The sequence below is a fragment of the Kocuria rosea genome (assembly GCF_006094695.1).
Lineage (GTDB): Bacteria > Actinomycetota > Actinomycetes > Actinomycetales > Micrococcaceae > Kocuria > Kocuria rosea.
Map to the genome: position 1 here is coordinate 3325737 of NZ_CP035103.1, position 11950 is coordinate 3337686.

General features: G+C 71.3%; 11 protein-coding genes, 1 rRNA gene and 1 pseudogene. 2 read left to right on the top strand and 11 right to left on the bottom strand.

Going from position 1 to position 11950, the window contains the following annotated elements; all coding sequences use genetic code 11:
* Positions 1–519: 519 nt before the first annotated feature.
* Positions 520–2045, bottom strand: a 16S ribosomal RNA gene (locus EQG70_RS15175).
* 633 nt (positions 2046–2678) lie between these two features.
* Between EQG70_RS15175 and EQG70_RS15180 the strand changes: the two genes are divergently transcribed.
* Positions 2679–3017 (top strand): hypothetical protein, encoded by a 339-nt coding sequence (locus tag EQG70_RS15180; RefSeq protein WP_017834871.1) that lies wholly within the window; start codon positions 2679–2681, stop codon positions 3015–3017.
* A gap of 75 nt (positions 3018–3092) precedes the next feature.
* On the opposite strand, the gene EQG70_RS15185 is transcribed toward EQG70_RS15180, so the two are convergent.
* The gene (locus EQG70_RS15185) at positions 3093–4331 is read right to left on the bottom strand and encodes an acyl-CoA dehydrogenase family protein (RefSeq protein WP_035923166.1); all 1239 of its coding nucleotides are present in this window, start codon (positions 4329–4331) and stop codon (positions 3093–3095) included.
* 46 nt (positions 4332–4377) lie between these two features.
* Positions 4378–6504: a 3-hydroxyacyl-CoA dehydrogenase NAD-binding domain-containing protein gene (locus EQG70_RS15190; RefSeq protein WP_109268262.1), complete on the bottom strand. Its 2127-nt coding sequence runs from the start codon at positions 6502–6504 to the stop codon at positions 4378–4380.
* A 131-nt stretch (positions 6505–6635) separates the two neighbouring features.
* Here EQG70_RS15190 and EQG70_RS15195 point away from each other — a divergent pair, with 131 nt between their 5' ends.
* Positions 6636–7181: a GNAT family N-acetyltransferase gene (locus EQG70_RS15195; RefSeq protein WP_167508917.1), complete on the top strand. Its 546-nt coding sequence runs from the start codon at positions 6636–6638 to the stop codon at positions 7179–7181.
* A gap of 1 nt (position 7182) precedes the next feature.
* Here the strand turns inward: EQG70_RS15195 and EQG70_RS15200 are convergent, their stop codons facing one another.
* The 8 genes and pseudogenes from EQG70_RS15200 to EQG70_RS15230 all read right to left on the bottom strand — a co-directional run bounded on the left by EQG70_RS15200 (position 7183) and on the right by EQG70_RS15230 (position 11900).
* A complete protein-coding gene (locus EQG70_RS15200) occupies positions 7183–7887 on the bottom strand; it encodes a TetR/AcrR family transcriptional regulator (RefSeq protein WP_017834867.1) in 705 nt (234 codons plus the stop codon).
* A 74-nt stretch (positions 7888–7961) separates the two neighbouring features.
* On the bottom strand, positions 7962–8756 hold the full coding sequence (locus EQG70_RS15205; RefSeq protein WP_109268452.1) for a MerR family transcriptional regulator: 795 nt from the start codon (positions 8754–8756) through the stop codon (positions 7962–7964).
* 66 nt (positions 8757–8822) lie between these two features.
* On the bottom strand, positions 8823–8996 hold the full coding sequence (locus EQG70_RS18195) for a hypothetical protein (RefSeq protein ID WP_167508918.1): 174 nt from the start codon (positions 8994–8996) through the stop codon (positions 8823–8825).
* Positions 8997–9001: 5 nt separating this feature from the next.
* Positions 9002–9871, bottom strand: coding sequence for an SMP-30/gluconolactonase/LRE family protein (locus EQG70_RS15210; protein ID WP_109243059.1), 870 nt, complete (start codon positions 9869–9871; stop codon positions 9002–9004).
* A 70-nt stretch (positions 9872–9941) separates the two neighbouring features.
* Positions 9942–10118, bottom strand: a pseudogene (locus tag EQG70_RS15215) (acyl-CoA thioesterase); the annotation flags it as partial.
* Between the two features lie 37 nt (positions 10119–10155).
* On the bottom strand, positions 10156–10989 hold the full coding sequence (locus tag EQG70_RS15220) for a PhzF family phenazine biosynthesis protein (RefSeq protein ID WP_017834863.1): 834 nt from the start codon (positions 10987–10989) through the stop codon (positions 10156–10158).
* A gap of 4 nt (positions 10990–10993) precedes the next feature.
* A complete protein-coding gene (locus EQG70_RS15225) occupies positions 10994–11203 on the bottom strand; it encodes a hypothetical protein (protein ID WP_017834862.1) in 210 nt (69 codons plus the stop codon).
* Between the two features lie 58 nt (positions 11204–11261).
* Complete coding sequence (locus tag EQG70_RS15230; RefSeq protein ID WP_017834861.1) at positions 11262–11900, bottom strand: DNA-3-methyladenine glycosylase I; 639 nt, start codon at positions 11898–11900, stop codon at positions 11262–11264.
* Positions 11901–11950: the final 50 nt, after the last annotated feature.

Below are 11950 nucleotides of genomic sequence, written 5' to 3' on the forward strand. Positions count from 1 at the left end.
ACACGGCACCACAACCCACCAGACACACCCCCAACCCTTGCGGGAAGAGGAAGCCGTCCGGCTGCCTGCGGCACCTGTTCTTAAGATGCTCGCGTCCACTATACAGTTCTCAAACAACAACCCGCACACCCCGCACACTGGTGGTTAGCGGCCCCCGAAAGGGACACGACCACCGGCAGGACGCCGGGAACCTGCGACACAACACCCCCACCCCCCACCAAAGGGGACGGGGCCTGTTGTCTCAGGACCCAATAGTGCGCCACGGACCACACCCACCACCGGACCGGTTCTCTTCCACCACCCACACCGCACGAACCCCACAGGGTCCACCACGATGGGACAGGTACTAGGACCCGACCCGGCCGGCAACCCCCACACCCGCCGGATCGGAACCCGGGAAGCACAGGAGGAGTGCGGCCACTTGCTCGTTGATATTCCACCCATGAGCTCACCCCACCAGCACCACGGACGGGCACTAGGGCGGGGGCGACCACCACACGGCGGTCAACGGCTCCTTAGAAAGGAGGTGATCCAGCCGCACCTTCCGGTACGGCTACCTTGTTACGACTTAGTCCCAATCGCCAGTCCCACCTTCGACGGCTCCCTCCCACAAGGGGTTAGGCCACCGGCTTCGGGTGTTACCAACTTTCGTGACTTGACGGGCGGTGTGTACAAGGCCCGGGAACGTATTCACCGCAGCGTTGCTGATCTGCGATTACTAGCGACTCCGACTTCATGAGGTCGAGTTGCAGACCTCAATCCGAACTGAGACCGGCTTTTTGGGATTAGCTCCACCTCACAGTATCGCAACCCTTTGTACCGGCCATTGTAGCATGCGTGAAGCCCAAGACATAAGGGGCATGATGATTTGACGTCATCCCCACCTTCCTCCGAGTTGACCCCGGCAGTCTCCTATGAGTCCCCACCATCACGTGCTGGCAACATAGAACGAGGGTTGCGCTCGTTGCGGGACTTAACCCAACATCTCACGACACGAGCTGACGACAACCATGCACCACCTGTCCACCAGCCCCGAAGGGAAACCCCATCTCTGGGGCGGTCCGGTGAATGTCAAGCCTTGGTAAGGTTCTTCGCGTTGCATCGAATTAATCCGCATGCTCCGCCGCTTGTGCGGGCCCCCGTCAATTCCTTTGAGTTTTAGCCTTGCGGCCGTACTCCCCAGGCGGGGCACTTAATGCGTTAGCTACGGCGCGGAAAACGTGGAATGTCCCCCACACCTAGTGCCCAACGTTTACGGCATGGACTACCAGGGTATCTAATCCTGTTCGCTCCCCATGCTTTCGCTCCTCAGCGTCAGTAACAGCCCAGAGACCTGCCTTCGCCATCGGTGTTCCTCCTGATATCTGCGCATTTCACCGCTACACCAGGAATTCCAGTCTCCCCTACTGCACTCTAGTCTGCCCGTACCCACTGCAGACCCGGGGTTGAGCCCCGGGCTTTCACAGCAGACGCGACAAACCGCCTACGAGCTCTTTACGCCCAATAATTCCGGACAACGCTTGCGCCCTACGTATTACCGCGGCTGCTGGCACGTAGTTAGCCGGCGCTTCTTCTGCAGGTACCGTCACTCTCGCTTCTTCCCTACTGAAAGAGGTTTACAACCCGAAGGCCGTCATCCCTCACGCGGCGTCGCTGCATCAGGCTTCCGCCCATTGTGCAATATTCCCCACTGCTGCCTCCCGTAGGAGTCTGGGCCGTGTCTCAGTCCCAGTGTGGCCGGTCACCCTCTCAGGCCGGCTACCCGTCGTCGCCTTGGTGAGCCATTACCCCACCAACAAGCTGATAGGCCGTGAGCCCATCCAAAACCAGTAAAACCCTTTCCACCACCCACCATGCGGTAAGAGGTAGTATCCAGTATTAGACCCAGTTTCCCAGGCTTATCCCAGAGTCAAGGGCAGGTTACTCACGTATTACTCACCCGTTCGCCACTAATCCGCCCAGCAAGCTGGGCATCATCGTTCGACTTGCATGTGTTAAGCACGCCGCCAGCGTTCGTCCTGAGCCAGGATCAAACTCTCCGTCAAAAAAACAACGAAAACATCAAACCCCGGCTGAAAATGTCGCCACCACCCCACGGAGGCAGGACGGCGACAACCAATCAACCGAATAAAACATCCGGTATCAACAAACATGGCACACTATTGAGTTCTCAAACAACAGACCAGCAACCAGGCACCACACCCGGAAACCGTGTTGGAATTCTTTTTCGCTCGGTTCTCGCGATCTCTCGCTCTCCCCGCGGCGACCTCCTCAGCTTATCCCGATCTTCTCCGCTTTCCCAAATCGCTTTTCCGTCGCTCAGCGGCGTAAAAGTCCTTCGGGAGGAGAATTCGTGGATCTGCCGGATTCGGCGCCGTGGGCCGCAGCGATTTCTCGCTGCTGCCCGAAACAGCTCCACCAGCGTACCCGACCCGGTCCCGGCCCACAAGCTGTCGGCCACCGCGCAGCGATGATCGGCTTGATGGTTCGAGGGGTTCGGTCCGCCGGACTCGGCGTTGCCGTCCGGGGCGATCTCTCGCGTCCCTTGCGGCGACTCGGAATACATTACACACGCCCCGCAGGACCGTCAAAACCCCGGAGGACCGGCGGCCGGAGCGGCGGCGACGGCAGTGCGTAGGCTGATGGCACATCGATGCCCCGACCCGAAAGGACAGCAGATGAGCACCTCACCGGAAGAGCTGCCGGAGACCCCCGACACCTACGAGGGCGCCGCCGAGGTCGACCCCGAGCACTGGCGCGAGGATCCGCTGATCGAGGGCGCCGAGGCCGGCGCGCAGGACGAGCGCGTGGACCCCGAGCACCCGGAGGTCCCCTCGGAGCAGGAGCTCCGGGACGAGACGGCGGAGGCCCGCTACGAGGCGGGCGAGGAGCAGGTCCCGCCCGAGGAGCCCCGCATGGGCGAGGCGATCGCGGACCTCGACGTCCCCGAGGACCCCGCGTTCGAGGACGAGGTCGACCCGAGCAACGACTCGTTCCACGGCGGCGCCGACCTCTGAGCCCGGCCGGACCGAGCACGACGGCGCCCCGGCCTGCATGGCCGGGGCGCCGTCGTCATGTGGACCCGGACGAGCTCAGGCGAAGGCGGAGATGCCGGTGATCCCGCGTCCGATGATGAGGGCCTGCACGGTCTCGGTGCCCTCGTAGGTGTGCAGCGCCTCGATGTCCGCGAAGTGGCGGGCCACGCGGTTCTCGATGAGGATGCCGTTGCCGCCCAGGAGGTCCCGGGCGTTGGCCGCGATCGAGCGGGCCGTGCGCGTGGAGGTGTACTTCGCCAGCGACGCCTGCTCGGCGGTGAGTCGGCCGGCCTCCTCCCGCTCGGTCATCCGTGCCACGAGGAGCTGGATCTGGGTGAGCTCGCTCAGCATCCGGGCCAGCCGCTCCTGCACGATCTGCGATGCGGCCAGCGGGCGGCCGAACTGCACGCGCTGGGCCGCGTACTGCACGGCGGTCTCGTAGCAGGCCTGGGCGTGCCCCACCGCGCCCCACGCCACGCTGATGCGGGTGGCGAACAGGACGTCGGCGGTGTTCCTGAAGGACCGTGCCGCCGGCAGCGCGTTCTCCTCGGGCACGAAGACGTTCTCGAACCGGAGGTGCGCCTGGTGGATGGCCCGGAGGGCGAGCTTTCCACGGATGGTCGTGCCGGTGTAGCCCTCGCTCTCCTGCGGGACCACGAAACCCCTGACCTGGCCGTCCTCGTCGGCGCGGGCCCACACCACGGTGATCCCGCCCATCGAGCCGTTGCCGATCCACTTCTTCTCCCCGTTGAGCACCCAGCCGCCGTCCACCGGGGTGGCACGGGTCTCGAGGCTGACGGAGTCGGAGCCGTGGGTGGGCTCCGTGAGGGCGAACGCGCCGAGGAGCTCGCCCGTGGCCATCCGCGGCAGCCAGCGCTGCCGCTGCTCCTCGGAGCCGCACATGGCGATCGAGCGCATCGCGAGCCCGCCCTGGACGCCCGAGACGGTCGCGATGGACCCGTCGCCGCGGGAGAGCTCCATGCTGATCAGGCCCGCGGCGGTCTTGGACATCTGCTCGTAGCCGTCGACGGCCACGCCGTCGCGCAGCAGGTCGAGCTCCCCGAGCCGGCGGACGAGGTCGAGGGAGTACTCCGAGCGGTCCCAGTGCTCGCCGATGACGGGCAGCAGGTCCTCCTGGACGAACCGGCGGGCGCGCATCCAGTGCCCCCGGTCGGTGTCGGAGACCGCGTCGAACGCGCCGGCGGCGTCGGTGTCGAGGGCCTTGTCGAGGACGTAGTCGGGCTCCACGGTGCCGGCGGGGAACAGGGTCGCGCCGGTCTCGGGGGTGGCGGTCATGGCTGGGTCCTTCGTTCTGTGGGCTGGTGGGAGGTCGGGGACAAGGTCACTCCTGGTGGAAGCGGCGGCCGAGGACGCGCTCGGAGGCGCCCGTGCGGTCGAGGTACGGGGTGATCCCGCCCAGGTGGAAGGGGTAGTTGGCGCCGAGGACCATGCACAGGTCCACGTCCTCGGGCCCGGCGACGACGCCCTCGGCCAGCATCGCGCCGATCTCCTCGGCCAGGGCGTCCTGCACCCGCACGAGCAGCTCCTCCGCCGGGACGGGAGCGTCGGCGGGGTGCTCCGCCCGGGTCCGCTCGAGCAGCCGGGCGGCGTCGGCGGCGAGGTAGCCGTCCGCGCCCGTCCCCGGGGCCTGCTCGGTGGGCAGCACGTGGGTGAGGCCCGCCCCGACCACCGCGTCCATCCACGGGGACCGCGCGAAGCGCTCGGGGTAGGCCCGGTGCATGGTCTCGTCCACGTGGTGCAGCACGGCCGGGCCCACGAAGTCGAGCAGCCGCAGCGGGGTCATGGGCAGGCCCATCGGATCGGGGGCGTGGTCGGCGGCCGCCACGTCCGTGCCCGCATCGATCGCCTGGACGATCACGTCGAACAGCCGGGTCAGCACCCGGTTGACCACGAAGCCGGGGGCGTCCTGGACGCGCACCGCCGTGCGGCGCAGCGCCGCGGCGAGCTCGAAGGCGGTCGCGAGGGCCGCGTCGCCGGTCCGCCGCCCGGCGACGATCTCGAGGAGCGGGGTGACCTCCACGGGGTTGAAGACGTGGAAGCCGACCACCCGTTCGGGGTGCCGGAGGCCCTCCGCCATGGCGGTGACGGACAGGGAGCTCGTGTTGGTCGCGAGGATCGCGTCCGGGCGCACGACCTCCTCCCACTGGGCGAACACCTTCTTCTTCACGTCGAGGTCCTCGAAGACGGCCTCGATCACGAAGTCCGCGTCGGCGAGGTCCTCCGGCCCGCTCGCCCCCGTGACGAGGGCGCCGAGCTGCTCGGCCTGCTCCGCGCTGATCCGGCCCCTGGCCGCCTGCGCGGCGAAGCGCTCCCGGGTCCGGGCCACGCCGGCGGCGAGCCGCTCGTCGTCGAGGTCGGTCATGACCACGGGGATCCGGGCGCCGCTCGCGATGAGGGAGGCGAGCTGGCCGGCCATCAGGCCGGCGCCGATCACGGCGGCCTTGCGCAGGGGCACGGGCTCGGCGGCGGGCACGTCCGCGGCCTGCCGGGAGCGGGCCGAGACGAGCTCGAACGCGTAGAGGGAGGCCTTGGCCACGTCCCCGCGGACCAGCTCGGCGAAGGCGGCCACGGCCTTCGTCCCGTTCTCCGTGCGGGACTCCGTCCGGGCGTCGGCCACGAGGTCGATCGCCACGAGCGGTGCCGGCGCGGCGCCGTGCCAGGTGCGCTCGGCGCGGTCCCGGGCCTGGTCCACGGCGTCCTGCCACTCCTGCTCCCCGGTGCCGCCGGGCGTGCCCGCGCGGCGGCGGGTCTCCCCCGCGTCGAGCGCGTCGAGCGTGCCGGCCACCCACCGCTGCCAGGCGGTGTCCCACTCCCCGGTCCCCGGGGCGGCGTCGAGCACCACGTCCACGAGGCCGAGCTCGAGGGCCTCCGCCGCCTTGGTGTTCCGGCCCCGCAGGGAGTCGAACACGATGACGCGCAGCGCCGCGGCCGGGCCGATCAGGTGCGGGAGCAGGTGCACGCCGCCCCAGCCGGGGAAGAAGCCGAGCCTGCACTCCGGCAGTCCGAGCGGGCCGGTGCGCGGGTGGGCCGCACGGTAGTCCGTGTGCAGGGCGAGCTCGAGCCCGCCGCCCAGGGCCTGACCCGTGAGCAGGGAGAAGGTGGGCACGCTCGCGTCGGCCAGGACGCCGAAGGCCTCGTGGCCGAGCCCCACGTACCGGTCGGAGACGCCGCTGAGCTGGGCGTGGCGGATCTCCTTGAGGTTGGCCCCCGCGCCGAAGGACCGGGCGTTGCCGGTGACCACGATGGCCTCGACCGCCGACTGGTCGATCGAGCCCAGGACGTCCCGGAGCTGCTCCAGGGCCGCGGAGCCCCAGATGATCAGCCCGCCCGGCGGGGTGGAGTCCAGCCGCACCAGGGCGACGGGCGCGGAGCGTCCGGGCAGGACCAGCTGCTCGACGTCCACCGCGACGGTGGAGGGGAAGGACGGGGCGGGCGCGGCGGGTGCCATGGGCGGACTCCTGACGAGTGGTGTGATCGTCACCACTCTGACTGATACCGAGTCTCAGGTCAAGGGATTGAGTCTCAGTGTGGTGGTGCGGCGTGCGGTTCCGGGGCGTTCAGGCCGTATTCTGGCTGGTGATGATCGACGTGCTGCCCCCAGAGACCGAGCGCCTCGCGTTCCGCCGCTTCGACGGCGCGGACCTCGAGCCCATGCACTCCTACCAGAGCCGCGAGGACTACGCGCAGTACGCGTGGCGGGGCCCGCGCACGCGCGAGGAGTGCGAGCGCACCCTGGCCGAGAACAGCGGCCTGCGGCCGTGGGGCCGGGACGGCGACTCCGTCCGCTTCGCCGTCTCCCCCCGGGGCTCGCGGGAGCTCGTGGGCGAGATCGTGCTGACCCTCACGGACGCGGCGGCCGCGCAGGTCGAGATCGGCTGGGTGGTCCACCCCGACCACGCGGGCCGGGGCATCGCCTCCGAGGCGGCCCGCGCCGCGATCGAGTTCGCGTTCGCCGAGCTGGGCGCCCACCGGGTCTGCGCGAGCCTGGACGCCCTCAACGTGAGCTCCGCCAAGGTCTGCGAGCGCATCGGCATGCGCCTGGAGGCGACCCTGCGCGAGAGCCACCGCCAGCTGGGCGAGTGGCGCGACGAGCTGATCTACGCGATCCTCGCCGACGAGGTCTGAGTCATCGGCGCAGGGCGTCCCGCACGGACGCCAGGATCTCCTCCGTGTCCGCGCCGGGGTCCAGGACGGTGACGACGACGGCGGGGCGGGCCCCGGGCGCGGCGGCCGGCCGCGCCGCGCCGTCCTCGTAGCCGGAGACGAGCGTGTGCGCGAGGCGCTCGAGCTGCCCGGCCAGCTCGGCCGAGGGGTCGGTGTCCGGTGCGCGCAGCCAGGCCCGCAGGGCGGCGTTGTGCACCGCCACCGCGGCGGCGGACAGCGCCGTGGCCAGCGTGCTCCGCCCCGGCGAGTCGGGCAGCGCGGAGCGCAGGTAGCGCCGCAGGACCCGCTCGTAGCGGTGGGACGTGATGAGCTCCCGGTCCCGCAGCTGCGGGACCTGCCGGAGCAGGGCGTTGCGGGCCAGCGCCCGCTCGCGGTGGTCGAGGTGGTGGCGGAAGACCAGCAGCACGCCGTCCCGCAGGGCGACGGCCGGATCGGTGCCCGGCTCCTCCCCCGCCCGGGCCAGCTGCTGCTCGAGGCGCTCGAGGTTCGCGGCGTGGTCCGCGAAGACGATGTCCTCCTTGGACCCGTACTTGCGGAAGAACGTGGCCCGACTGATGCCCGCGGCGAGCGCGAGCCGGTCCACGGTCGTGGCGTCCCAGCCCTGCTCCGCGAGCAGGCGGATCGAGCCGGTGACGACGTCCGGGGCCGCCCGGGGGGTCTCGGTCATGGGTGCCTCCTCGCTGACGATGGTAGTCCGGCGGCCCGCCGGACCGCCCGCACGCCCCGGGCGGCGGGAGGACCTCAGCCCGTGGCGCGGTCGGCGTTGGCGTGGATGGCGTCGCGGACGTACTGCGCCAGCCCGGGTTCCAGGTCCTCGTAGGTCTTCGTGAACCGCGGGTCGGCCACGTACATGTCCCCCAGGGCCCGGTGGAACTCGGGCGAGAGGTCGTAGAAGCGTTCGTGGATCTGTCGCCGGGCGGCCTCCGCGGCGTCCATCGCCTCGGCCGAGTCCGCGGGGAGCCCCGCGCGCTTGACCGCGACGAAGCGCTCGTTGATCGCCGTGGTCTCGGCGGCGATCCGCCGCCAGTCCTCCCGGTCGTGTCCGGCCGCGCGCCGACGGGACTGCGCCCACGCGTCGGTGCCGCCCCACCGGCGCTCGGCCTCGGCCGCGTACTCGTCGCTGAAGCCCTCGCCGAAGAGCTCGCGGCGCTCCTCCGGGGTCAGGTCGATTCCGGTCATTTCCTTCTCCAGTGCTCGGTCGATCGCGGTGACGAGGTCGGCCAGCTCGGCCTGTCTCGCCAGGACGGACTCGCGCTGCCGGCGCAGGTGGACCAGCACAGAACCGGGGTCCGCCGCGGCCAGGAGCTCCTCGATGCGCTCGAGGGGGAAGCCGAGCCGGCGGTAGACCACCACGTGCCGCAGCCGGAGCAGGTCGTCCTCCGTGTAGAGGCGGTATCCGCCCGCGGAGCGTTCGCTCGGGCGCAGGAGGCCGACGTCGTCGTAGTGGTGCAGCGTGCGCACGGTGACGCCGAAACGCTCCGCGACCTGTCCCACGGTGAGCTTCTCGTCCGCCGTCACGGGGCGCTGTCCGTCCATGTCCTCCACTCTGGGCCCTCCCGGTCCTCCACTCTGGGCCCTCCCGTCGCGTGAGGGTCAAGCCCGTCAGCGGCGGGCCCGGGCGCCGAAGAGCACCGCCCCGGCGGCGCACAGCACCCCGAGCACGGCGAAGGAGAGCGCCGAGGAGGTGCCCCCGCTGAGCAGGGAGCCCACGAGGGCGACGGCCCACACGAGCACGAGCAGCCACAGCAGTCCGGCGGTGCGCCTGGGGTTCCGCACCGCGCTCAGCCCGTGAAGGGCAGGACGGGCAGGCCGGGGACGTCGACCCGGACCGCGAACAGGGAGCCCGCGGCGGGGTCCTCGTCCGGGGCGAGGTTCTCCCGGGACGTGGTGACGTAGAGGGTGCGCAGGTCCTCCCCGCCCAGGCAGCACGCGGTCGTCTGGCGCGCGCCGACCTCCACGACGGTGTCCAGGGCGCCGTCGGCCGTGTAGCGGTGCACCTGCCCGGCGCCGTGCAGCGCCACCCAGACTGCGCCCTCGGCGTCGACGGTCAGCCCGTCGGGATGGACGTCCCCCTCCGCGAGCTCGGGCACCACGAAGGTGCGGCGCCCGCGCAGACCCTCGTCCGGGGACCAGTCGAGGACGTCGACCTTCCCGGTGGGCGTGTCGTTGTAGTAGGCCAGCGTGCCGTCCGGGGACCAGGCGATGCCGTTGGAGACGGTGACGCCCTCCAGGACCGGCTCCCCGCGCAGGTCCGGGTGCACGCGCCAGAGCGTGGCCGCGCCCTCCGTCTGGTCCCAGGCCATGGAGCCGACGTAGAAGGAGCCGTCCGGGCCGGCCCCGCCCTCGTTCATCCGGACCGCCCCGGGCTCCCAGAGCTGCTCGGCCGGGTGGACGGTGCCGTCCGGGTCCTCGAGTGCCACGCCGGTCTCCAGGGCCAGCACCGCTCCCCCGGTCGCGCGCGGGCGCACGCAGGCCACGACGTCCCCGACGTGCTTGCGGAGCACCTCGCCGTCCGCGCCGAGGGACAGCACGTCCCCGGCGAGCATGTCGACCCACCGCAGCCCGCCCCAGGACTCCGACCAGCACGGCCCCTCGCCGTGGTAGGTGACGGAGTCGGTGATCCGCTCGGCGCGCAGCCGCCGTGCCGCCATCTCAGAGTCCCTTCTCGTGCACCGCGGGCAGCGCCGTGGTGGGGATCCGGTCCCGGTCGGGGTTCAGGAGGATCTCCGACATGTACTTCGTCACCGCGCGCTGGTTGCCGAGCTGGACGATGGCGTAGATCGCCGCCTCCTCGTCGGTCCAGCGGAGCAGGCTGCCGCCGAACAGGGTGCCGTTGGCGTTGAGGTCCTCCGGCTTGACCCACTTGCGGGTGCGGAAGGTGATGTCCTGGGTGGTCATGCCCCCACGATACCGAGGGCGCCCTCCGCACCGTCGGCTACAGCTCCACGGTCCCGCGGACCACCGGGCTGACCTGGCCGCCGACCCAGACGGTGTCCGCGTCCCGCTCCAGCAGCACGCGCCCGGTGCGCCCGAGCACGGTGCCCTGGGCGGCGACGTAGCGCTCCGGGGCCCACCCGTTGTCCGTCAGCCACCGGGCCAGGCCCGCGTTGAGGCTGCCAGTGACCGGGTCCTCCACGACCCAGTCCCCCACGAACGCCCGCACCTCGACCGCGCACTCGGCGCCCTCGCGGTGGGGGCCCACCACGCCGAGCTTGAGCCCGGCCATGGCGGACCAGTCCGCACGCACGCCCAGCACGGTCCCGGCGTCGGCCACGCGCACCCCGATCCAGCCGGGGCCGTTGTCCAGCCAGGACACGTCGAGCAGCGCGGACGGGTCCAGCCGCAGGGACCGCGCCACCCGGTCCAGCAGCGCGGGCTCCGCCACGGGCTCGTAGCGCGTCAGGGGCGGGGCGGCGAACGAGAGCCTGCCCTCGCGGCGCCGGACGGTCACCAGCCCGACCCCGCACTCCTGGACGACGTCCGCTCCCGCGGGCTCCCCGCCGAGGGCGAGCCAGGCGGACGCCGTCCCGAGCGTGGGGTGACCCGCGAAGGGCAGCTCCCCGCCGGGGGTGAAGATCCGCACCCGGTAGTCGGCGCCGGGGACCGTGGGCTCGAGCAGGAACGTGGTCTCGGAGAGGTTGGTCCAGCGGGCGAAGCGCGCCATCGTGTCCTCGTCGAGGGCGTCGGCCCCGTGCACGACGGCGAGCGGGTTGCCGCCCAGCGGCGCCGGCGAGAAGACGTCCACCCAGCTGATCGCGTGGCTCGTCATGGTCTCAGAGCACCGGCCCGCGCGTGTTCCTCCGGGCGGGCCGGGCCCGTCCCTTTCGCCGGGCGTCCCGGCCGGCGGGCCCGGCGGCGGTCCCGCCACGGGCCGCCGCCCGGTCCTCCCGCAGCCTCCGGACCACCAGGCCGACCAGGACGGAGCCCACGGTGCTCAGCACCAGGGGCAGCACCGCGCTGCGCTGCTCGCTGTTGTCGTACATGGCCGGGCCTCCTGCCGGAAGGCGACGCGGGGCGTCGTCGGGTTCGGTGCCAGGAATCCTACGCACCCTCCGGTGCCTCCGGCCACACCCCGGAGCTACCCCGGCGGTGGCTGCCGAGCAGATGGGTGTCGACGATCCCGACCGCCTCCATGAGCGCGTGCATCGTGGTCGGCCCCACGAAGCGGAAGCCGTGCGCCCGCAGGGCCCGGGACAGGGCCTCGGACTCCGGCGAGCGGGTCGGGACCTCCTCCGCCGTGCGCGGACGCGGGGTCCGCGCCGGGCGGAACGACCACACGAGCTCGGTCAGCCCGCCCTCGGCGCGCAGGGCCACGGTGGCGCGGGCGTTGCCGACGGCGGCCTCGATCTTGCCCCGGTGGCGCACGATCCCGGCGTCGCCCAGCAGGCGGTCGACGTCGGCCGGGCCGAAGCCGGCGACCGCGTCCGGGTCGAAGTCCGCGAAGGCCGCCCGGAAGGCGGGCCGCTTGCGCAGGATCGTGGCCCAGGACAGCCCGGACTGGAAGCCCTCGAGGCAGATCCGCTCGTAGAGCCCCCGCTCGTCCCGCACGGGGACGCCCCACTCGGTGTCGTAGTACTCGCGCAGGAGCGGGTCCGTGGCGGCCCAGACGGGGCGGGCGAGCCCGTCCTCGCCGAGGACGAGTCCGGTCGCGGGATCGGGCAGGGAGCTCATGCCGAGCATCGAACCACACCGAGAGGCTCCGACACACCCGGGGCGAGTACCCCCAGGGG